Here is a 21,181-nt window from a genome sequence, read left to right as displayed (position 1 = left end):
TCAGGCGCTCAGGTCCGGCACGTCGCCGCAGGCCGCCCAGGCCACCTCGACGCCCGGCAGGCCGGCCCTCCAGGGGTCGGCCAGGGCGGCGAGGACCGCCGCGTCCGGAGGGGTGGCCCCGAGGCCGATCGCGTAGCGGGCCAGGCCCGGGCCGGACGAGAAGGGGCGGGGCCAGGCGTGCGCGTCCGTGACACCGGCCTGCTCCAGGGCCCCGAGCAGTGCCCGCAGCCGTCCGCGCACCCGGCCCAGGGTCTCCTCGAACTCCCCGTCGGGCGTCCGTACCGTCACCACCGCCCAGGCGGCGTGCCGACGGTGCACCGGCGGCGGGGAGAGGGCCAGCGCGGCGTCCCCGCCCCCGGCCTCCAGCAGCTCCCAGGCCCCGTACAACTCCTGGACCAGCAGGTCGCGCAGGCCCGGTCCCACCTGGGCCGTGCAACTGCGCACCGGCTCCGAGGGGGTGAGGACCGTGACCGGACCCGGCCCGTCCGCCGTCCCGGGGAGCGAGGGCGAGAGTTCGACCGGCTCCCGCCAGTCCCATGCGGCCCACCTGCCGAAGAACTCCCGCAGCAGGGCGCCGGGCGGCAGCGCCCCGGCCTCCTGGACCGTGCGCGCCGCGAGGACCGCCCAGGCCAGCCCGGGCAGCCCGCCGAACGGCGCCGAGTCCAGTCCCCGGGACCGGGCCCACGCCTTCACCTCCCGCGCCAGCCCGGCGAACGCGGCGTGCTCCGCGCCCACGGCTCGCCGTACGGCGTCGGCGTCGCTCACCGCGCTCAGCGCGACGGCGGCCGCCTCACCCAGCTCGGCCCGCCGGGCCACCGCCTCCGCCGGATCCAGCCCGCCGGTGGAGACCGCGACCAGATCCACGGACAGCGCCCCGACGCGGAAGCGCAGCCCCGGCACCCGCGCGCCGGTGACCTCGCGCGGCCGCCCGGCCTCGGGCAGGGCCGCCGCCAACCGGTCCCGCAGCCCGGCGAGATCGGCCGGCCCGGGCAGCGCGGCCACCAGGTCCAGGTCGGCGTCCGGCAGGGCGCAGCCCATGCGGCGGGACCCGGCCAGGTACACCTCCGCCCCGCCCAGGGCAGCCCGGATGCGTGCGGTGACCGACTCGGCGTGACCGGGCGGCGCAGCCGCGGCTGGCCGCTCTGGCGGGTGCCCTGACGCGTCGCTCGGCGCGTGCCCTGGCCCGTGCTCGGGCCGGTGCGTCCACGGACGGTCGGGCCCGTGCTCGTGTCCGGGTTCCGGCGCCCAGCGGACCTCGCCCGTCCCCAGCGCCACCGTCGCCCGGACCCGCATCGGCCCGTCCCCGCGCCGCGAGAGCACGGCCAGCTCCCCGACCCGTACGGTCACCCCGCCGGCGAGCCGCGCAGCGAGGGCCGCGACCGCCCGCTGCGGGTCCCGGCTGCGCCCCAGCGTCAGATGCGGGGTGTAGCCCTGCTGCCCGTCCGCGCGCCCCCGGCACCCCGGGAACCGCTCCGCCAGCGCACGCCGAAGCTCCTGCCACGGCGCCTCACCGGCCGCCGCCGGGTCCAGCCAGACGGTGGCTTCCTCGCGGTGCCCGAAGCTGTGCACGCCCTCCAGCCGGGCCTCGAACGGCCCGGTCTCCGCGGCCGCTTCGGCCAGCAGCGGCAGGGCCTCGGCGAAGGAGGACTCCGGCACGAAGCCGAACAGCAGGTTCACGTGCGCGGGCCAGCGGCCGGCCTGCGGGTCGTGCTCGCGCCGCACCTGCCGTACCGCGTCCGGGAGGTGCGGAGGCAGCCACGCCACCGCCGTCCGCGCGGTCGCCGGGACGTCCAGCGGTGCGGGCCCGCCGTCCCGCGCGCCGAACTCCAGCGTGGCCTCCACCCCGAAGTGGTCGGAGATGAACAGTCCGTCCGGGGCCGGGGCGTCCCCGCGCAGCGCGGCCCTCGTCACCCGCGCCCCCGTGGAGCCCAGCAGGATCCGGTCCAGCCGGGCCGCCCGCCCCGTCAGCGAGCCCACCGCGGCCAGCGGGTTGGCCACCGGATCGAAGGTCGGCGTACCGTCCGCCGCACCGTGTACGTCGCTCCAGGCGTCCCGCATGCCGAGCGCGGCCGCCGGCCCCTCGGCCCCGTGGCGGCCGTCGTTGAAGTCGCCGAGCAGCGCCACCGCGGCTTCGATGCCGCCGAGACCCTCGGCGAGCCGCGCCAGTTCGGCATCCCGCCGCACGTGCCCGTTCTCGGTGTGGTCGCTGGTCAGGTGGGTGTTGGCGACGACCAGCGGGCCGGCCGCGGTGTCCACCGTAACGGCGGTGACCGCCTTGTGCGGGCCGAGCAGATGCAGCCCCGCCTCCCGCACCGGCAGCCGGCTCAGCACCAGCAGCCCGCACTCGGCGACGTCCCGGCCGGCCGGATCCGTGCCGAGGGTGTACCCGGCCCGCACCCACTGCTCCGCCAGCAGCATGCGGACCAGCTCGGGCTCGGCCTCCTGCAGCGCGATGACATCGGCGTCGGCGGCCGCCAGATCGGCCAGGAGCAGGGGCCTGCGCCGGGCGGTGGCGATGCGCGGGGCGTCGTACCGGTCCCAGAGCGTGTTCCACGTCAGCAGCCGCACCGCGGCGGGGGCCGCCGCCCCGCTCCGGGGTCCCGGCTCCACGGGCCGCCAGGCGCCGCCGCCCGCGGGATCCCAGGCGTGCGCGGTCCGCGCGCTGAAGAACGGGGCCCGCAGCAGGCGCGGATCGCGCACCCGCCCCGCCGCGGTGACGTCGATCCGGTCCACGCCCGTGGCCCGGTCCCACACCAGCTCGCCGTCGGCTTCGACGAAGAGCACCCGGTGCCAGGGGATGTCGCCGCCGGGCACGAAGGAGGGCAGCGGGACGCGCTTGGGCGGCGCCCCGCGCTGGAGCAGCCCGAGCACGAACCGCGCCGGATCGAACCGGGCGTCCCAGCGGACCTGGTGGTAGAGCTCCTCGCTCGTGCGCATCAGTACTCCCCCCGTCCCGTGACCGGGCCGGCGTCTGTGAGGCCGCCGCCCGTCAGGCCGCCGCCCGTCAGGTCGCTGTCCGCGAGGCCGCCCGCCGTGTCCTCGATGCCGCCGCCCGCACCGATGTACCACGTGCGGTGCGCCTGACCGGCGTACGGCGGGCTGAACCGGTGCAGCTGCGAGGTCAGCACCTGCTGCGGCACCGGATGCGGGCGGACGGCGTTGCGCCGCAGCAGCTCGGCCTCCTCGACCAGCACCACCGCGTGGGTGACCAGCGCGCGCCGGCGCTGGGCGACCGAGCCGGCGAGCCCGCGCTGCTGGTCGGTGAGCGAGGTGGCGTCCCACACCACCGTCCCGCCGCGGGCCAGCGCGGCGTCGAGGCGGTCCAGGCCCTCGCCCAGCACCTCCGCGTTGGCCCGCTGGTCCGCCCGGGAACCCCGGGCGGTGCGCAGGTCGTCAAGACTGACGTACGCGTCCACGCCCGCCAGGCCGCGGCCGAAGGTGCTCTTCCCGCTGCCCGAGGGCCCGCACAGCTGCACCAGCCGGGGAAACGTTCCGTCGCGCCACTGCCACGTCGCCGCCACCGCCTCCTCGACGACGCCGCAGCTGACACCGGGACCCCAGCCGAGCCGCGCGCCCGCGATCCTGCCCTGGCCGAACGCCCGCCGGGCCTCCGCCCAGCAGCGGTCGGCCGCGTCCGCGCCGAGCCCGGCGAAGGGCTCCCGCAGCGCCGCCCGCAAGGACTCCAGCGGATCCGGGCCGCCCAGCAGCCCCGCCTCCTCGGCGCACAGCGCGGACCACTCCACGCACTCCCGCGCCTGCGGATCGTCGGCCAGTGCCCCGGCGAGCGCGTGCAGCACCCCGAGATCGGCCGCCGCGGCCATCCGCACCAGCCCGGCCCGCCGCTCCGCGTCGGGGAACGGCTGCTGCAGGTACGGGTACAGCCCGACCAGGTCGCCGACCCGCCGCGCGAGCCCCATTCCGACCGGCCCCGCCGCGAGCCGCGCCGCGATCCGGGCCCGCGGCTCGTGGCGCAGCACGGCGGCCAGCACACCGGCCAGCCGGTCCTCGCCGGTCCGCCCCGACCCGTCGACACGGGCGGCGACTTCGGCGACCGCGGCCACCTCGTCCGCATCGGCGGCACCGACGCCATCTGCGGCAGCGTCCGCGGGCATCCCGACGGCGGCGGACAACCCGGCCACATCAGGCTCGGCCCCCGAGCGCACCGCCCACAACGGGGCCGCCGGCCCGAGCCCGTTCGGCACGACCTGCGCGAACATCCAGTGCGTACTCGTCTGTACGTGGCCGCCCCGCACCCACTTGGCCAGGCACCGCCCGAAGTCCTCGCGCGCGAAGCCGGCCGCCGTCCGTACGACGTAGCCCTCCTGCCGTGCGGTGTCGAGCTTCAGCTTGCGCAGGGCGCGTTCGTCGAAGGTGCCGCGCCACAGCACGCGCGGGGTGGGCACGCCCAGGCCCCGCAGGAACCGTACCGTCCGGTCCCAGTCAAGGCAGTGGTCCCCGTCCCACACCGAGAACCCGTAGAACCAGCTGTCCAGGTCCTCGTAGGGGATCGAGTGCCGGGCGTACAGGTTCTCCCCGCACACCCGCCAACCGGCTGGGATCCCGGAGCCGATCCGGCCCTGGAGGCCCTTGACCCACGCCCGCGAGGGGTGGTGCGCCGAGTCGAGCGACCGCGCGTGCAGGCCGTCCGCGTAGAGGGTGGTGTTCTCCCCGTCGAGCTTCTCCGTCACGACGACCTCGCGCCCTGCCAGCCCGGCCAGACTCACGGCCCGGACGTCGTCCGCCGCCGCCCCGGGGGACCAGGGCAGATGCGGTGTACGGGGATAGTGGGTGCGCATGATCCGCTCCTGCTCGACGACGGCGTGCCTGGTCACTGTAGGTATCCGGAGCAGACACATCCACCCAATAACCCCGCCGTGCTCCGGGCGATGGCGGGCGCCTGCCGCGCCACATGATTCCGGCCGCTACCGAGGGCTCCAATGCCGTGACGCGGCACACCGGTTGACGCTGATCGTGCCGGTGGAGGCGCGGTTTCCGGGGCAGGTCTCTACCACAGCTGTCACTGAATCAGCCAGGATCCGGACGGTTGACGAGCGTTCGCCGCCCGTTGTCAGTGCGCCGGGATATCGTCCTTTTCAAGTCCCGGAGATCACGATCCTCAAGGGGGATATCCGCCATGACGAACACCGAGAGCAGCAGGCACGAGGGATTCACGGCCGAGGAGCGGGCCGCGATGAAGGATCACGCCCAGGAGCTGAAGACGGCCTCGCGCCGCAGCTCGAAGGCGGACAAGGCGGCGGAAGCGGAGCGGGAGGTGCTCGCGAAGATCGCCGAGATGAAGGAGTCGGACCGGATCCTCGCCGAACGCGTCCACGCCGTCATCGCGGCCAACGCCCCGTCCCTCGCGCCGAAGCTCTGGTACGGGATGCCCTCCTACGCGCGGGACGGCAAGATCATCTGTTTCTTCCAGAGCGCGGAGAAGTTCAAGGCGCGCTATGCGACGCTCGGCTTCAGCGACCAGGCGAAGCTGGACGAGGGCACGATGTGGGCCGCCGGTTTCGCCCTGACCGAGGTGACGGCCGAGGCGGAGGCGCGGATCGCCGCACTCTTGAAGCAGTCGCTGGGCTAGGGCAACAGCCGGGCCCACGGCCGCAGTACGTCACGGCGGCCGGTCGGCGTTCAGGGACTGCCGAGGTCGATGACGTACGCCGCTTCGCGTACCTCCGCATCCGGATGGCGGCGCAGGCTGCGGCAGCGGGATCCCGCCGTGGCGGAGGTGCCGGTCCAGCCGGCCGGCGCACCAGCCGACCAGGTTGCCCACCAAGCCAGGCGAATGCGACACGCACAGACGGGCTGGAGCCGGCACGAGCGACGGACCGAGAGCGGACCCGAGTCCTGAACCATCGGCCTTGATCACGCTGCATAGGATCCCTGGATGGCAATCACCAGTGATCTTCCGCAAGGGCCGAGGGTGGCGATACGTCACGTCCGCCGTCAGGACTACGACGAGCTCACAGCGCTGGCCCAGGAGAGCAGCGAGATGCTTCGCCGCTGGCTCGGTGCTCGCGAGAACACGGTGGAGGCGTTCGAGAGCTACCTTGAGCGGTTTGAACAGCCCACACATGAGGGCTTCGTGATCTGCCTGCACAGCACCGGCGAGATCGTGGGCGGTGTCAACATCAACAACATCGTCAGGGGCACGCTCCAAAGCGGGACCCTGGGCTATACCGCCTATGCCTCCACGACCGGTCACGGCTACATGACGGAAGGGTTGGGGCTCGTGGTCCAGCTCGCCTTCGGCCGGCTGGAACTGCACCGGCTGGAGGCGAACGTCCAGCCGGACAACACCCCCTCGCTGAACCTCATCAGGCGCCTGGGCTTCCAGCGCGAGGGCTACTCGGCCGCTTTCCAGTTCATCAACGGTGAATGGCGGGACCACGAGCGCTGGGCCATCACCGCCGAGACGGCACGCAACCACCGGAGTGAGCGAGAGCACCACAGGGGTTGTGATGGCCCTCTTCACCCTTCGGGCCGCTGAGCCGGCCCGGACCGCGCATGCCCCGGCCAATGCTCCCCCGGGGACGCCAGGCCCCGCCGCCTGCGAGCAGGCCCTCGCGTCGCAGGGTCCCTGATACGCCAGGGGGGTGAACCTTCCTTGTGAGGTGTCCAGGGGAGGGGCGTTTTGATGGGGTGGGTCAGAGGGGCGGCCGTGGTGCTGGTAGTGGCCGGGGCCGCAGGGTGTACTGGCGGCAGCGGCAGCGGCAGCGGCAGCGGCAGCGGCAGCGGCAGCGGCGGGTCGTCCGCTGCCTTGGGGAAGCCGTCGGTTGCGGCGCCACCGCCGCTGGTGATCACGCGAGCAGAGGCCGAGAAGGTCTTCAACCAGTTCGATTGGGAGCGCCGCACCCCGGCAGGGTGGAAGGGGGCTGACGCCCTCACCAAGGTGGCGACCGGTCCGCTGATGGCTGAGTGGAAGGCGGGCGCCGCCATCAGTGCGGTTCGGGGCCCCGCCCCGGACACGCCCAGGCTGGTGAATCCCTCGCGATTCCCGCAGAGCGGGACCAGCCGTCGTACCCGAGGTCTTTCGTCGTGTTCAGCAAGGCGAGCGGGCGGGAGGACGGGCAGGCCACGGCCGTGCACTACTTCCTGCAGGAAGCGCCCGGCGGGGAGTGGAAGGCGGCCGTGGAGACGTGGGCGTCCGTGCATCGCAAGGCGGAGGTGCTCCGCTCGTACTGGACGTACTGGGGAGCCCCGGCAGCGCGGCGAGGTGCGGTGCCGGGCAGCGCGGGCCCGGTAAAGATCCGAATGGCACGCCCTAGCGGCACAAGGCCACGATGGACGGTGACACCGTGCCCCGGGCCGCTTCGCACAGGGGGGTCATGTCGAACGTGCGCTGTGGTGCGGGCCGGGGCTTGGCCGGCGCGGGCCGGCGCTTGCGGGGCTTTGCCGGGGTCGCGCGCTTCGCCGGTTTCGCGGGGCTCGCGGGCTTGGCCCGGCGCGGCCGGTGTGGCTGGTGCGGCTGGTCGGCGGTCGTGGCCGGCCGCCGCGGTACCGAGACGGGTGCCGGCACCGGGTCCGGCTCCGGCGGGGCGGGTTCCGGCCGTGCGGGCTCCGGCCGTGCCGGCTCCGGCGGGGACGGGTCCGGTGGGGTGGGCGACGCCGGCTCCGCCGTCGGGAGCGGACCCAACGGCCATGCAGGGACCGTCGGTTGCCGCGGCAGCGCACGGGCCGCCGCGGGCGCCCAGTGCGGTGCGTCCGGGGGAGCGGCGGGATGCACCGTCACGCATCCGGTGGCCATGACGAGCGCGGCAAGGGTCAGGGGCAGGGCCCGGCGCAGCTGCATCCGCCCACCCTGCCGTACCGGCGCCGCGCGGGCCGAACCCGTCACACGGACGGGTGACCGGACAGCCCGTCAGCCCCGGCTCCACCCCCGCGTCGCCAGACGGAGCGCGTGCTCCACCGGGCCGCGGCGCAGCGGGCTGTCCGCCCAGACCCGCTGCCAGACCCACGTCAGGGCCAGCGCCGCGCCGCTGAACGCGACCCAGGCGGACCAGGACGCGGCGCCGTGGGCCGGGCCGGCCAGCACCAGCGCGTGGACGACGTACGCGCTCAGCGCCATCGCGCCGAGCAGCGTGAGCGGCCGCAGCAGGAGGACGCCCACCCCGTGCCGTGCGGCGAGTGCGCACAGGCCGATGAGGGCGCACCCCACGCCCGCGTTGCCGAGGGTCTCCAGCGGAGTCTGGCTGTAGGGGTCGGCCACCAGCAGCCAGTCCCAGGACGTGCTGGGCACGGCGCCGTACTGCCCGCCCAACACCTCCCGTATGGGGTCGGCGGCGGCCACGGCCTCCGGATGGTGGACGGCTATCGCCTCCAGCAGCCGCTCCCGGGCGCCGAACACGTGGGCGGCGAGCCAGGCGGCGCCGTACCCGGCGACCGCGGCCACCGTGCCCCACACCGCCATCCGCCGGGCCACGGCGCCCTCCCGCACGTCGCAGAGGCGGGCGAGGGCCATCCCGGCCAGGACGTACGGGAAGTAGGTGGCCAGCGGATACGCCCCTGTGAGCAGCAGCTCGCACAGCGCCGTGCCCAGCCCCGACCAACTCGTCAGATCGGTGGCCTCGGGGACCAGACCGCGCCCGGAGGCCTCGTACCCGAACACCGGGCCCAGCAGGAACGACAGCACCGGGCCCGCCACCACCGAGACGCCCGCCACGGCGGTGAGCACCGGGGTGGAGAGCCGGGTGAACGGCTCGGCCACCAGGAAGTACACGGCGAAGAAGGCCAGGATGACCAGGATCCCGGGCCACAACGAGGCCAGCCACAGGCCGAGTACGGCCAGCACGGCGCACCGGATCAACAGCGGACGCCAGCGCTCCGCCCAGCCGTCGGGCCGCTGCGCCGGGTCTTGGCCGCGCTGGGCGAGGACCAGGGAGAAGCCGGCGAGGAGCGTGAAGAGCGCCGGGGCGCGGCCGTCGGCCGCGACGAGCACGTATCCGGCGCCCTCGGGTTGCGGGCTGGGGCCGACGTGCACGGCGAACATGCCGAGGACGGCGAGTCCGCGCACGGCGTCGACCCCGGCCAGCCTGCCGGAACCGCCGGCCTTGGCGGAGCCGCCGGTCTTACCGGTCCCGCCGCCCACGTCCGCGGCTGCCTTGGCCCCCGCTGCCGTAGTCCCCGCCGTCCGTGCTGCCGTTGCGCCCGCGCCCGCGTCCGTGGCCGCCGATGCCCTCGCGTCCGCCCCCTTCACTCCCGCGTCCGTCCCTTTCACTCCCGCCCCCGTTGCCGTCACGTCCGCCACTTCCGTGTGCCCCATGTCCCCATGTCCCCATGTACGTCATGTACGCCGTGCACTCCTGTACTCCGTGTCCCCCGTGCCCCTCACGCGCCGCAGGTCACGTTGTCGCGCGGCGTGTAACGGGTCTTCATCGTCTCCCGCTTGACTTCCTTGCCACTCTGCACGAACACGCGGTCGACGGCCACGTCGAAGCCCTCCAGCGGGGACTGGGGTTCGCACTTCGGGCCGCTGCCGGTGCGGGTCGCCGGCTGCTTGACGTTGGTCCGCGGGCCCTGGACCGCGCGAACCTCCTCGTACTTCTTCGTGCCGAGGAAGGTGATGGTGATCGAGGTGTCCGTGGCCTCGGCCTGGATGTAGAGCGCCTTGCCCGAGTCGTTGGCGAAGCGCAGGTCGAGGCTGCCCCACGCCACGGTGGCCTCGCGGCCCTCGGGGTACCGCTCGATGTAGAAGGAGTGGGCGCCGTACTCGACGGGCTTGACGCCCGCGAAGAACATCGCGTTGAAGACGGTGGTCGCGACGGCCGAGACCCCGCCGCCCGCGGCCTTCTCGTACTGGCCGTTGTTGATGATCAGGCCGTCGACGAAGCCGTTCTCCTTCGTGCGCTCACCGACCGTCCGGTTGAAGCTCCAGGTCTCGCCGGGCTGCACCAGTGAGCCGTTGATCAGCTGGGCGGCCCGCCCGATGTTGGTCGTGCGGTACGCGGCCGGCTCGAAGCTGACCGTGAAGGAGGAGACCTTCTCCTTGATCCCGAGCTGCTCGACGGTGTCCTTGGAGAGCCTGGGAGCGGCGGCCTCGGTGGCGACCTCGCCAGTACGGGCGGACGCGTCGGCCCCGGTCAGCAGCGGCAGCACCGCCGTGCTCAGCGCCTGCTCGGTGACCTTCCGGCCGGCCCTGCCCTCCTCGGCGACCGTGACCCGGCCCGCAGTGTCGAGCCGCAGCCTTGCCTCGGCGGGGCCCGGGGCGGCCTGCCGCAACGGCGCGGCCAGGGCCGGGTCGGCGAGGAGCGCCTTGGCGTCGAGGCCCGGGGCGAGGCGGCCCTGGCCGTCGTCCTTGAGGCTCAGGTGCCGGGAGAGGACGGCGGGGGAGACGGATATGCGCTTGCCGGCGACCGTGAGGGTGACCGGGGCGGACATCGCCGGTTCGGCGAACTCCTGCAGGGCCCGGTCCGTCTCCTGCTGCCCGACCTCCGGCTCGGTCCGCTGTACGGGCAGGGCGAGCGGTTCGCTCCCGGTGCGGAGGTAGCCGGCGCGCAGCGCGCCCAGGGAGCCGTTCACGTCGACGGAGATTCCGGTGACCGGGGGCACCGCCTTGGCCTTGCCCTTCTCGAAGGCGACGGCGCCCTCGCGGGCCGCCTGCCCGGCCTTCTTCCCCAGGGCGTCCAGGGAGCCGCGGGCCGCCTTCTCGTCGAGGCGCACCACCGGCCGCAGGTCGGGATCGCTGGACGCGAAGAGCCGGCCGATCACGGTGAGCGGCCCGGAGCCGGAGCGTGCCGCACGCTCTACGGTCGCCGCGCTGTCCAGGGACAGGCCGAGCGAGGCCGGGTCCGCCTGCTCGGTGCGCTCGCCGATCCGCAGCGCGACCGGGGCCACGGCGGCCGGGCCGAGCTCCCGGTCCAGGGTCTGGCGGGCCTCGGCCCGGCTCATGCCGCCTATGGAGACCCCGCGCACCTTCGTCCCCGGGGCGACGTCCTCGCCGGCCAGGAGCAGCCCGGCGGCGTACAGCCCGCCGGAACAGACGACCGCGGCGCCCGCGGCCACGCCGCCGATACCCGCCGCGGTCCACCGCTTTCCGGTGTCCCGCCGGGTGCCCGTGGGGGAGGGGCGTCGCATGTGGGGGTCTCTCCTCGGTGGCCTCGGGCCCGGTCTGGCGGTGCGGTGCGGTGCGGTGACGTGGTCGGACCGGCGGTTTTCATGCCGCCAGTCCGCCCCTGGAAGGTACCAAGGCCCGCATAACCAGGTAATAAGGAGGTATAGGAATGGCAAAGGCGGGGGCCGGTGCCCCCGGCGCGCGGGTCGCCGTAACCCGGGGGCCGTGCCCGCTGTTGCACAGCCGGCGGGTCCACCCACGGTGAACGGAGTCCGATGCCGCAGCTGACCGACCAGGGCGCGATCGACCGGGCCGCGACGATCGAGGAAGGCGCGACCGAACAGGGCGCCGTCGTGCAGGACGCGGCCGACCCGCCCCTGACCGACGGGGCTGCGATCGGCCGACCCGGGACCGACGGGGCCGCGGCCGACCCGCCCGCGGCCGACACGCCCGGGACCGACCCGCCCGGGACCGACCCGCCCGCGACCGACCCGCCCGCGACCGACCCGCCCGCGGCCGCCCCGACGACCGTCGATCTCGAGCGGGCGGGGACCTGGATGACCCCCGAGGAGTACGGCGCCTCGCGGGCCGCCGTGTGGACCGCTGCCGTCGTCCTCGTCACCGACACCGACGGCCGGGTCCTCGTCCAGAGCGTCGACTACCGTGCGGACCGGCTGCTCCCCGGCGGAGCCGTGGACGCGGGCGAGGCGCCGTCCGCGGCGGCCGCCCGTGAGCTGCGCGAGGAGCTCGGCGTCGACGGCCGCTACCCGCGCGGCCTCGCCGTGGACTGGGTCCCGGCCGACACCCCCGGCTTCCCGCCGGAGATGCGGTTCCCCGGAGAGATCCTGCACGTCTACGACGGCGGCACCTGGACCCCCGACCGGATCGACGCCGTCCGCCTCCCGGACCAGGAGATCACCGGCATCCACTTCGTCGAGCCGGCCGACCTGCCGGCCCTGATGGACGCGGGCGACGCCCGCCGCGCCCTGTCCGCCCTGCGCGCCCGCATCAACGGCGGTGGCACCGCCCTGCTGGAGGACGGCCGGCCCACCACGCCGACCGCCCTCGACCGGCTCGGCGTGCTCCGCACCCGCCGGACCCCGCAACACGGAGCCTGGCACCCCGGTCCGGTCCCCGCGCAGCTGCCCCCGCGGGACCGCTCGGGCTGGCTGTTCGCCCCCGACGGCCGGGTCCTGCTCCTGATCGCCCGCGCCACCGGCGCCGCCCACCTCCCGCCCCCGACGGCCGGATCGACCGCTGGGGCGGTGGTCCCGCTCGGCTACCGGTACGGCGACCGGGTCGCCCACGCCCGCGACGCGGCCCGCCTCACCTGCCTTCCCCCGGCCTCGGACCCCGCGCACGCCCGCCTCCTGGCCACCCCCGAACAGGTCCGCGAACTGAGCGACTGGGGCCCGGCCGGCGCCGACGAAATCGCGGCGGTCCACACGGCCCGCGCCCGCCTCGGCCTCCCCGCCCCCGCCCGCACCCCGCTCACGGAGCTCCCCGAGGAGGGCATCCGATGGTGACCTGTCAGCGGCGCCTCGTACCGTCGCGCGCATGGGATTCACCAGCGCCTGGTCGATCAGCAGCCACGAGGACCCCGTCATCGGGGAGCTCGCCCCGCGGACGGCGGCGGCCATCGAGGCCGACCGGACGTGCCCGCGGGCCCGCCGCCGGTGGGCGGCCTGGCAGCGTGCCCCGCTCCCCGACCACCGCACCTGGTGGGCCGGCACCGCGGCCGACGACGACGCGATCCGCTCCTTCCAGAACCTGACCCGACCGGGCCGTCACGTCGACGACCTGTGCGTCGGCGCCGCCGACCCCGACTTCCACGTCATGGAGGACATCTGGGACCGGCAGCCGGATCCGGCGGCGATGTTCGTGTCCGTACACCGGAAGGAGTATCCGGTCAGCGCGTTGTTCCACGCCCTCGGCCCCGAGCGCGCCGCCCTGCTGCCCGGCTGGTGCGGGAACTTCCTGCTGACCGCCGCCGAAGTGCGGCGGTCGCTGCCGCAGGTGGAGCGGGCCCTGGGCTTCGGACCGGGGGAGCGGGAGCGGGCGGAGCAGCAGGACTGGCTGGACTACGGGGCCCGCGACGAGAGCGTCCTCGACGGCCCGCTGCGCGCCTGGCGGGCCGCCGCGCGGGCAGGGCTCGGCCTGTGCGGGGTGGCGTGCCACGTGTACTGAGCGACGCGGGCCGGTGGTGCGGGCCGGTGGTGCGGGCCTGTGGCGCAGCAGGCGGGCGGTGCGGGCCGGTGGCGTGGGCGGTGCCGGTCGGCGTCCCCGTCCCGGCCCGCGGCCATCGCCGTGACCGGGAAATCCGCCGTCCACGGTCCGCGGTCCCGCAGCATGGGGCCATGAGCGACAGCGCGATCACCTACACCCTGTACATCCAGGCCGATCCCGCCCGGGTCTGGCAGGCACTCACCGAGCCCGCCTTCACCCGCCGGTACTGGGGCCTGAGCTTCGAGACCGATTGGGCGGTGGGCTCGCCGATGGACTGGGTCGAGCGGGGGGCCCGCACCAGCGACCCCGAGCAGGTGGTCCTCGGCTGCGTCCCGGACCGCCTGCTCTCCTACACCTGGCACACCTTCACCTCGCAGTGGGCGGCCTCGGTGGGCGTCGGCGAGGAGCTGCGGGCCGAGCTGGCGAAGGAGCGCCGCACGAAGGTGACGTACGAGATCGAGCCGGTCGGCGACACCCTCGCGCGGCTGACCATCCTGCACGAGGGCTTCGAACCCGGCGGCACCCTGATCGGCATGTGCGGGCGGGCCTGGCCGATGCTCGCGTCGAGTCTCAAGACCCTGCTGGAGACCGGGGCTCCGCTGCCCGAGCCGGAGCACGAGACGGACCAGGGAGCCGGCGGGTACGAGGCCCACGAGTCCCGGCCGGACCGCGGGACGCCCGAGGTCTGAACCACGGCGCGGAGAGCCGGTGCACGCCCCACCACCGGTTGCCGGGAGCCAGGCTCTCCGCGCCTCCCACCACCCCAACTGCCCTGCCCCGGCCCGCACCTGAGATCATGTGTATCGACCACGAATCAGGAGCGCACCCATGGCACTCGAGCACCACCGCGTCGTCATCACCGCCGCCGGCCGCGACTTCGGGCGTACCCTCGCCCTCCGGTTCGCGAGCCGGGGCGCCGAGGTCCACCTGTCCGCCCGCACCCTCGAAGCCGCCGAACGCGTCCGCCAGGAGATCATCGCGCAGGGCCACGACGCCGATCGCGTCCACGCCTTCGCCTGCGACCTCACCGACCCCGCCTCCGTACGGGAGTTCGCCGCCGCGGTGGCGGCCCGCACCGGCCACATCGACGTGCTCGTCAACAACGGTGCCCGCTACCAGCACGGCGCGGACCTGCTGTCCGCCTCCGACGAGGACGTCGTCGACACCCTCGCCTCCGCCGCCACCGGCACCGTCCTGGTCACCAAGGCCTTCCTCCCGCTGCTCCTGGAGTCGGCCAAGCCGGACATCGTCACCATGGTCTCCGGCTGCGGTGAGACCGGCCACCACCGGTCCGACGCGCACAGCGCGTTCTACGCGGCGAAGAGCGCGCAGGCCGGCTTCACCGAGATCCTCTCCCGCCGGCTGCGCGACCAGGGCGTCCGCGTCATCTCCCTGTACCCGCCGGACTTCGACAACCACGACCCGCTGTCGGACTCCTGGGACGGAGCCCCGCGCACGGCGAAGGACCCGCTCACCGCGCAGTCGGTGGTGGACTGCATCTTCTTCGCGATCGGCCAGCCCCGCGACTGCTTCATCAAGTCGTTCTACTTCGAGCAGGTCTGACGGCCATGGGGCAGACCCTGACGGAGATCCTGGACGCGGCGGCCGCGGGACGGTTCCCGCCCCCCGACGGCGGCACGACCGTCGTTCCGCAGGAGAACGGGCGTGACGCGGGTGTCCTCGCCTTCACCGCGCACTCCGTGGTGTTCACCGACGAGGACCCGGACTGGGTGAGATCCACCCTCGCCGCCCTGGACTGCGACGCACTGGCCGCGACCATGAACCCCCGCTTCCTGGCCGCACTGCTGGACCGCACGGGACGCGGCACCGACACGATCGACCTGCTCACCGTGGCCGGCCCGCTGTCCGGCGAGCCCCCGCTGGAGCTCCGGGAGCTGGCCGACCCCGACCACCCCCGCGTACGGCGGGCCCTGAGGCGCCGCGACGACGTACGGGTCTGGTCGGCCGACGGGGGAGTCCTCGTCCTCGGCCGGGGCGTCGCGGGCCGCTGGGAGGCAGCGATCGAGGTGGACGAGGACGTCCGCGCACGCGGGCTGGGCCGGCAACTGGCCCGCGCCGCCCGCCACCTCGTCCCCGACGGGCAGCCGGTCTGGTCCCAGCAGGCCACCGGCAACGCACGCAGCATCCGTGCCTTCCAGGCCGCCGGCTACCGGCCGGTCGGAGCGGAGGCCCTGATGCTGGCCCCCGCACCCTGAGAAATGCCGGCCCCCGCACCCTGAGACCACGGGACGGCAGAGCAGCCGCCCCTACGCCGCGCCGGTCGCCCTGTGGTGGTTCGACCAGCCGGCCACCGCGTGACCTCGTCCGTCCGTCCAGGTCATGGGCAGTCTGCGCCCGGCGTACCGTACGGGCAGGGGCAGTTGACCGCTCGGGCCCGCCCCGCCGGCCCCGGTGCCGGGCCATCGCCCGGGGACGAGGCCGGACGGGGAACACTGCCCGAACGGCCTTTCAGCGCAGGGGGACCCGACGTGTTCAAGGTGGTCTCGTCCGACGGCACGGCTATCGCCTGCGAGCGGCACGGCGACGAGGGCCCGACGCTGGTCCTCGTCGGCGGCACCTTGATGACCCGGGCACGGCACGCACCGCTCGCCTCGCTGCTGGCACGTGACTTCAGCGTCGTCAACTACGACCGCAGGGGCCGCGGTGACAGCGGTGACCACCCCGTCTACGACGTGCAGCGCGAGGTCGACGACCTGGACGCGGTGATCGAGCGGGTGGGCGGGCCCGTGCTGCTCTTCGGGATGTCCTCCGGAGCCGTCCTGGCTCTGGAGGCCGTGGCCAGGGGCAGCGCGGTCTCGGCCCTGGCCCTGTACGAGCCGCCGTTCGTCGTCGACGCGACCCGCCCGCCGCTGCCGGTCGACTACGTCGACCGCATGAAGGCGGTCGTCGCGCGGGGCGACGCGACGCAGGCCCTCGGCTATTTCCTGTCGGTGGGCCTGTCCATGCCGGACGAAGCCATCGCCGGGATGCGGAACACCCCTGTCTGGGCTGCGTGGGAGGCCGCCGCCCCGACCCTTCCCTACGACGGCCAGGTGATGGCCGACACGATGTCCGGCCGGCCGTTGCCCCCGGACCGGTGGCGGCCGGTGAACATACCCGTCCTCGTCGGCCACGGCAGCGCGGGCGAGACGTACATGGCCAACGGGGCGAAAGAGCTTGCCTCCCACGGGGACAACTACACGCTGTGCACCCTCCCCGGCCAGGACCACAACGTCGACCCGCACGCCCTCGCGCCTGTACTGACGGCCTTCTTCACCGGCGTCCAGCGCGACGTGCGGTCCGGATCCGTCGTGGTCCGACCCGGCATCGACCCACGAGTGCCTCGCTAGACCGTCCGTTCAGCGGTGGCCGGCGCCGGCGCCTTGCCGGACTCGGCCCGCAGCAGCTTCTCGCGCACACCGCCGCCCGAGAGGCGGTGCAAGCCGTACGCACCGGGCTTGCGCGCCTCGTCGGCCAGGTGCTTGACGACGCCCTTGCACACGAACTCCTTGAGCTTCGCACCAGGGCGACCGGCGACGTGGAACCAGAGCGCGATGTCGTTCTTGTGGGCGAACTGGAAGATGCCGGCGCGACGGCCCAGGCTGATGCACTGGCCGGCGAACACCTGGTTGAGGGTCGACGGCTGCTCTCCCGCGATCCGGCTGAGCACCGTGTCGGCGGCCCGCGCGCCCAGCGGCATCGCGGCCTGGCAGCTCATCCGCAGCGGCAGGCCGGACGGCGCCGCCGAGTCGCCGGCCGCGACGATGCGTACGTCGTCCACGCTGGTCAGCGTCTCGTCCGTGAGCAGGCGGCCCAGGGCGTCGGTGCTCAGCCCGCTGCGCACGGCCAGGTCCGGCACCCCGAAGCCGGCCGTCCAGACGGTCACGACGCTCGGCAGTTCGCCGCCGCCGCTGAGCCGCACGGCATCGCGGGTCACCGCCGTCACCTTCGTGTCGGGGCCGTCGAGCACGGTCACGCCGAGCCCGGCCAGCCGCTTGGCGACCGCGCGCCGCCCCCGCCGGTGCAGGTACGGGCCGAGCACGCCTCCGCAGACCAGGGTCACGGTGCGGCCCGCCTCGGCCAGTTCGGCGGCGGTCTCGATGCCCGTCGGACCGGCTCCGACCACCGTCACCGCGGCCGTCGCGGGCGCTGCGTCGAGGAGCGGCCGCAGCCGCTGCGCCTCCTCCAGGCTGCCGATCGGGTAGGCGAACGCGGCGGCTCCGGGCACGGCCGGGTCGGCGCTGCCGCTGCCCACCGCGTAGATCAGGTAGTCGTAGGCGACCGTCGGGCCCGACGCCAACTCCACGCCGCGCCCGGCCGCGTCGATCCGGGTCACGGTGTCGACCACCAGCCGGACGCCCTCGTTGAGGACCTCCCGGTAGTCGACCACCGCGTCGTCGGTCCCGCCCACCAGCTGGTGCAGGCGGATCCGCTCGACGAAGGTCCGGCGCGGGTTGACCAGGGTCACCGTCACGTCATCGCGCTGCGTCAGTCGATTGGCCGCCATGACGCCGGCGTACCCGCCGCCGATGACGACCACCTCGGTGTTCTCGCTCATGATCTCTCCCCGTTTCCCTCGTTGTCGGCTGTCGGGCACAAGACACCGACGACCCGGTCCCTGTGACAGGCACGGCCATGTGACCTGCGCCATACCTGGCTCACAAGAGTGCAGTCACTGCACTGATGTGCAATGACTGCATGAAGATATACTCATGGGGTGGGCGGCCGTCAAGGCCCCTGCCCACTCAACCGACTTGGGAGCGACAGGACATGACCAGTGACGATCCGGTCCGCCGCGGCGGACGCGAAGCGCAACGGCGCCGCACCCGGAAGGCGATCGTCGAGGCGGCGGTCCGGCTGAGTGCGGGCGGAGTGACGCCGTCCATCGACGAGATCGCGGTGGCCGCCGACGTGTCCCGCCGCACCGTCTACGTGTATTTCCCGAGCCTCGACCACCTGCTGATCGACGCGACCGCCGGCGCGCTCAACGAGCCCCCGGTCGAGGAGGCGTTGACCGACCCCGCGATCGCCGACGACCCCGCCGCACGGGTCGACGCCCTCATCCGGACGCTGCTGAAGTACTCACCGCAGTCGCTTCCCCTGGGCCGCCGGCTGATCCGGCTGACCGTCGACCCGCCGACGGGCGTGACGGGTGACACCGGGGAGCCGTCCGGCCCGCGCCGGGGCCCCCGCCGGATCGAATGGCTGGAGCAGGCCTGTGCACCGCTCCGCGACACCCTGAGCCAGGAGGAGTTCCGGCGGCTGATCTCGGCCCTGACCATCGTGGTCGGCTGGGAGGCGCAGATCGCCCTGCGCGACGTGCGCGGGCTCGACCCGGAGGCCGAACAGGAGGCCATCACCTGGGCCGCGCGCGCCCTGGTGGAGACGGCGATCAGGGAGCACGAAGCGGGCAGCCCCTAACGGCACCCTGGCCGCCGGTCGTTCACGGCGGTCGTGTGGAATGGGTGCCATGGGGAGAGGGAAGAAGCAGCAGCGGCCTGCCATAGGCATGCCGACCCGGGTCCTGGTCGCGCCGGTGGCGGGCGGTTGGGCGCAGTCGATCGCCGGCGTCGCCTGCGGTCGGCCCGATCCCGCCGTCGCCGACGCCGGGCAGGCCAAGGCCGTCGCGGCCGAGACCGTGACGGCCATCGCCCGGGACCGTCACGGACGGACCGTCGAGATCGCGTGGGAGCCGCTCCCGGGCGGCGCCTGGGTCGGTCACGTCCGCGAAGGCGGCGCCTGGGTCGGTCACGTCCGCGAAGGCGGCGCCCGATGAGCCGAACCGACGCCGACCTGCCGCCCGAACACTGGCGCTACGGCCGCCACTTGGAGTTCCTGGCCCTGGCGCCGGGGGAGAGCGCCGAGGTCGAGGCCGAAGCCGAGGCCGTCGCCGCCGTGCTGCGCGATCCCGACCCGGTGATGGCCGAGAGCGCGGTGGTCACGCACCTCGACCGGCGGGCGGCGCGACTGCTCGCCGACGAGGGGTTCCCCGTCTGGGCCCGCGCCATGGCCGCCGCGCTCGACGGCCGCGCGTTCCCCGAGCGCCGGCTGCGGGAGTGGATCCTGCTCAAGGCCATCACCCGCGACGAGCCCTGGTCCACGGCGGAACTCACCGCCGCCTCCGACTGGTGCCAGCGCACCGCCGCCCAGTCCCTGAACTCCTACGAGGCCCTGAGCCTGCTCGCCACCGACGCCCGCACCCGCCGCGTCCGCAACGCCGCCGCCGAGCGCCTGCGCCGCCGTACCGCGGTCTGACCCGGACGGGTCGCGGCGCCGGCCCCGCCCTGGCGGTCGCGTCCGCTCCGGGCTGCCGGCGTACCCCTGCGCGGCGATCGAGGCCGGGCAGCCGAACGCCCCCGGCACACCACGCGAAGGGCGCTGTACCGGGGGCGTTCGTGACGCGTCAGACGCCGCGGCGGACGCGGGCCGCGCGGCGGGCCTCGGCCTGCTGCCGGGCTTCCAGCGTCTTGCGGGACTCCTTGGCCCGGCCGGGGCGGGTGCCCATGCCGCGGAAACCGAGGTCCGACCCCGAGGGCTTGCCCTTGGCGTCGGTGGGCGCGGAGCCGGCCAGCGGGACCCCGGAGGGGGCCTTCGCGCCGGTGATCCGGCTCAGCGCCGCCTCACCGGAGCGCACCTGCGTGATCGTGGGCCGGACCCGTGCGTCCGCCAGCAGCCGGACCATGTCCCGGCGCTGGTTCGGGGTGACGAGGGTGACGACCCGTCCGGACTCGCCGGCCCGGGCGGTACGGCCGCCGCGGTGCAGGTAGTCCTTGTGGTCGGCGGGCGGGTCGACGTTGACCACGAGGTCGAGGTCGTCGATGTGGATGCCGCGCGCCGCCACGTTGGTCGCGACCAGGACGGTGACGGCCCCGGTCTTGAACTGCGCCAGGGTCCGGGTGCGCTGCGGCTGGGACTTGCCGCTGTGCAGCCCCTCGGCCCGTACGCCCATGGCGCGCAGGTGCTTCACGAACTGGTCGACGCCGTGCTTGGTGTCGAGGAACATCAGCACCCGGTTGTCGCGGGCCGCGATCTCGGTGGCCGCCGAGATCTTGTCGGCCGCGTGGATGTGCAGCACGTGGTGGTCCATCGTGGTCACCGCGCCCGCCTGCGGGTCGACGGAGTGCGAGACCGGGTCCTTCAGGTACGTCCGGACGAGCTGGTCCACGTTGCGGTCCAGGGTCGCCGAGAACAGCATCCGCTGCCCCGCGTGGTGCACCTGGTCCAGGATCTCGGTGACCTGCGGCATGAAGCCCATGTCGCACATCTGGTCGGCCTCGTCGAGCACGGTGATCTTCACCCGCTCCAGGTGCACGTCCCGCCGCCCGACCAGGTCGCTGAGCCGCCCGGGGGTGGCCACCACGATCTCGGCGCCGGTGCGCAGGGCGCTCACCTGCCGGCCGATGGACAGTCCGCCGACCACGGTCGCCATCCGCAGCTTCAGGGCCGCCGCGTACGGATCCAGTGCCTCGGTCACCTGCTGCGCCAGCTCGCGCGTCGGTACGAGGACCAGCGCGAGCGGGCGCTTCGGGTCCGCCTGCTGTCCCGCCGTGCGCGCCAGCATGGCCAGGCCGAAGGCGAGGGTCTTGCCCGAGCCGGTCCGGCCGCGGCCGAGGACGTCCCGGCCGGCCAGGGCGTTCGGGAGCGTCGCGGCCTGGATGGGGAACGGCTCCTTGACCTCCAGGGAGGCCATGGTCTCCACCAGCTCAGAGGGCAGGTCGAGCTCCGCGAACGACGCCACCGGCGGGAGCGCCGGCGCCTTCGGCTGGTGCATCGTGAACTCGCCCTGCGGCCCGATGCTCCGGGGGGTCTTGCCGCCGGACTTGGCTCCGGCCTTGGCACCGCCCTTCACACCGAAGCGTCCATGAACTGACGGGTTCCTCATGCAGGGCCTTTCGAAAC

General features: G+C 74.5%; 17 protein-coding genes. 11 read left to right on the top strand and 6 right to left on the bottom strand.

What is annotated here, in order from left to right:
- Positions 1–2,937, bottom strand: coding sequence for a poly(A) polymerase (locus OG534_RS02790; protein ID WP_326586467.1), 2,937 nt, complete (start codon positions 2,935–2,937; stop codon positions 1–3).
- The gene (locus OG534_RS02785; RefSeq protein WP_326593438.1) at positions 2,937–4,796 is read right to left on the bottom strand and encodes an RNA ligase family protein; all 1,860 of its coding nucleotides are present in this window, start codon (positions 4,794–4,796) and stop codon (positions 2,937–2,939) included. The genes OG534_RS02790 and OG534_RS02785 overlap by 1 nt, the downstream gene beginning before the upstream one ends.
- Positions 4,797–5,134: 338 nt before the next feature.
- Here OG534_RS02785 and OG534_RS02780 point away from each other — a divergent pair, with 338 nt between their 5' ends.
- Positions 5,135–5,587 (top strand): iron chaperone, encoded by a 453-nt coding sequence (locus tag OG534_RS02780; protein WP_326586466.1) that lies wholly within the window; start codon positions 5,135–5,137, stop codon positions 5,585–5,587.
- Positions 5,588–5,893: 306 nt separating this feature from the next.
- Positions 5,894–6,496 carry a GNAT family N-acetyltransferase gene (locus tag OG534_RS02775; RefSeq protein WP_326586465.1) on the top strand — a complete coding sequence of 201 codons (603 nt, stop codon included), beginning with the start codon at positions 5,894–5,896 and terminating at the stop codon, positions 6,494–6,496.
- 1,371 nt (positions 6,497–7,867) lie between these two features.
- Here the strand turns inward: OG534_RS02775 and OG534_RS02770 are convergent.
- On the bottom strand, positions 7,868–9,094 hold the full coding sequence (locus OG534_RS02770; protein WP_326586464.1) for a heparan-alpha-glucosaminide N-acetyltransferase domain-containing protein: 1,227 nt from the start codon (positions 9,092–9,094) through the stop codon (positions 7,868–7,870).
- Positions 9,095–9,333: 239 nt separating this feature from the next.
- Positions 9,334–11,079: a VanW family protein gene (locus tag OG534_RS02765; RefSeq protein WP_326586463.1), complete on the bottom strand. Its 1,746-nt coding sequence runs from the start codon at positions 11,077–11,079 to the stop codon at positions 9,334–9,336.
- Between the two features lie 252 nt (positions 11,080–11,331).
- Between OG534_RS02765 and OG534_RS02760 the strand changes: the two genes are divergently transcribed.
- From OG534_RS02760 to OG534_RS02735, 6 genes are all read left to right on the top strand, one after another.
- Positions 11,332–12,582 (top strand): NUDIX hydrolase, encoded by a 1,251-nt coding sequence (locus tag OG534_RS02760; protein WP_326586462.1) that lies wholly within the window; start codon positions 11,332–11,334, stop codon positions 12,580–12,582.
- 31 nt (positions 12,583–12,613) lie between these two features.
- Positions 12,614–13,243, top strand: coding sequence for a hypothetical protein (locus tag OG534_RS02755; protein ID WP_326586461.1), 630 nt, complete (start codon positions 12,614–12,616; stop codon positions 13,241–13,243).
- Between the two features lie 170 nt (positions 13,244–13,413).
- Positions 13,414–13,971 carry an SRPBCC domain-containing protein gene (locus OG534_RS02750; protein ID WP_326586460.1) on the top strand — a complete coding sequence of 186 codons (558 nt, stop codon included), beginning with the start codon at positions 13,414–13,416 and terminating at the stop codon, positions 13,969–13,971.
- 139 nt (positions 13,972–14,110) lie between these two features.
- Entirely contained in the window at positions 14,111–14,845 is a 735-nt protein-coding gene (locus OG534_RS02745) for an SDR family oxidoreductase (protein ID WP_326586459.1), read from the top strand.
- 5 nt (positions 14,846–14,850) lie between these two features.
- On the top strand, positions 14,851–15,498 hold the full coding sequence (locus OG534_RS02740) for a GNAT family N-acetyltransferase (protein WP_326586458.1): 648 nt from the start codon (positions 14,851–14,853) through the stop codon (positions 15,496–15,498).
- Between the two features lie 273 nt (positions 15,499–15,771).
- Positions 15,772–16,632, top strand: a complete 861-nt coding sequence (locus tag OG534_RS02735) for an alpha/beta fold hydrolase (RefSeq protein WP_326586457.1) — start codon at positions 15,772–15,774, stop codon at positions 16,630–16,632.
- On the opposite strand, the gene OG534_RS02730 is transcribed toward OG534_RS02735, so the two are convergent.
- Complete coding sequence (locus tag OG534_RS02730) at positions 16,629–17,840, bottom strand: NAD(P)/FAD-dependent oxidoreductase (protein WP_326586456.1); 1,212 nt, start codon at positions 17,838–17,840, stop codon at positions 16,629–16,631. The two genes, OG534_RS02735 and OG534_RS02730, sit on opposite strands and share 4 nt — an antisense overlap.
- Before the next feature lie 212 nt (positions 17,841–18,052).
- Between OG534_RS02730 and OG534_RS02725 the strand changes: the two genes are divergently transcribed.
- The 3 genes from OG534_RS02725 to OG534_RS02715 are packed head-to-tail and all read left to right on the top strand — an operon-like array spanning position 18,053 to position 19,537.
- A complete protein-coding gene (locus OG534_RS02725) occupies positions 18,053–18,703 on the top strand; it encodes a TetR/AcrR family transcriptional regulator (RefSeq protein WP_326586455.1) in 651 nt (216 codons plus the stop codon).
- 49 nt (positions 18,704–18,752) lie between these two features.
- Positions 18,753–19,058, top strand: a complete 306-nt coding sequence (locus tag OG534_RS02720) for a hypothetical protein (RefSeq protein WP_326586454.1) — start codon at positions 18,753–18,755, stop codon at positions 19,056–19,058.
- Positions 19,055–19,537, top strand: a complete 483-nt coding sequence (locus tag OG534_RS02715) for a hypothetical protein (protein ID WP_326586453.1) — start codon at positions 19,055–19,057, stop codon at positions 19,535–19,537. Before OG534_RS02720 ends, OG534_RS02715 begins: the two co-directional genes overlap by 4 nt.
- A gap of 148 nt (positions 19,538–19,685) precedes the next feature.
- Here the strand turns inward: OG534_RS02715 and OG534_RS02710 are convergent, their stop codons facing one another.
- Positions 19,686–21,164 (bottom strand): DEAD/DEAH box helicase, encoded by a 1,479-nt coding sequence (locus OG534_RS02710; protein ID WP_385149465.1) that lies wholly within the window; start codon positions 21,162–21,164, stop codon positions 19,686–19,688.
- Positions 21,165–21,181 lie beyond the last annotated feature (17 nt).

This window comes from Streptomyces sp. NBC_01294 (genome assembly GCF_035917235.1).
Lineage (GTDB): Bacteria > Actinomycetota > Actinomycetes > Streptomycetales > Streptomycetaceae > Streptomyces > Streptomyces caledonius.
This window is presented reverse-complemented; position numbering and strand designations above follow the sequence as displayed.

Bases quoted from the DNA above. Each gene is read 5' to 3' on its own strand.
- OG534_RS02755 (WP_326586461.1), top strand. From the start codon at position 12,614: ATGGGATTCACCAGCGCCTGGTCGATCAGCAGCCACGAGGACCCCGTC.
- OG534_RS02730 (WP_326586456.1), bottom strand. From the start codon at position 17,840: ATGAGCGAGAACACCGAGGTGGTCGTCATCGGCGGCGGGTACGCCGGC.
- OG534_RS02710 (WP_385149465.1), bottom strand. From the start codon at position 21,164: ATGAGGAACCCGTCAGTTCATGGACGCTTCGGTGTGAAGGGCGGTGCC.
- OG534_RS02780 (WP_326586466.1), top strand. From the start codon at position 5,135: ATGACGAACACCGAGAGCAGCAGGCACGAGGGATTCACGGCCGAGGAG.
- OG534_RS02775 (WP_326586465.1), top strand. From the start codon at position 5,894: ATGGCAATCACCAGTGATCTTCCGCAAGGGCCGAGGGTGGCGATACGT.
- OG534_RS02715 (WP_326586453.1), top strand. From the start codon at position 19,055: ATGAGCCGAACCGACGCCGACCTGCCGCCCGAACACTGGCGCTACGGC.
- OG534_RS02760 (WP_326586462.1), top strand. From the start codon at position 11,332: ATGCCGCAGCTGACCGACCAGGGCGCGATCGACCGGGCCGCGACGATC.
- OG534_RS02745 (WP_326586459.1), top strand. From the start codon at position 14,111: ATGGCACTCGAGCACCACCGCGTCGTCATCACCGCCGCCGGCCGCGAC.
- OG534_RS02720 (WP_326586454.1), top strand. From the start codon at position 18,753: ATGGGGAGAGGGAAGAAGCAGCAGCGGCCTGCCATAGGCATGCCGACC.
- OG534_RS02785 (WP_326593438.1), bottom strand. From the start codon at position 4,796: ATGCGCACCCACTATCCCCGTACACCGCATCTGCCCTGGTCCCCCGGG.
- OG534_RS02790 (WP_326586467.1), bottom strand. From the start codon at position 2,937: ATGCGCACGAGCGAGGAGCTCTACCACCAGGTCCGCTGGGACGCCCGG.
- OG534_RS02740 (WP_326586458.1), top strand. From the start codon at position 14,851: ATGGGGCAGACCCTGACGGAGATCCTGGACGCGGCGGCCGCGGGACGG.
- OG534_RS02750 (WP_326586460.1), top strand. From the start codon at position 13,414: ATGAGCGACAGCGCGATCACCTACACCCTGTACATCCAGGCCGATCCC.
- OG534_RS02725 (WP_326586455.1), top strand. From the start codon at position 18,053: ATGACCAGTGACGATCCGGTCCGCCGCGGCGGACGCGAAGCGCAACGG.
- OG534_RS02765 (WP_326586463.1), bottom strand. From the start codon at position 11,079: ATGCGACGCCCCTCCCCCACGGGCACCCGGCGGGACACCGGAAAGCGG.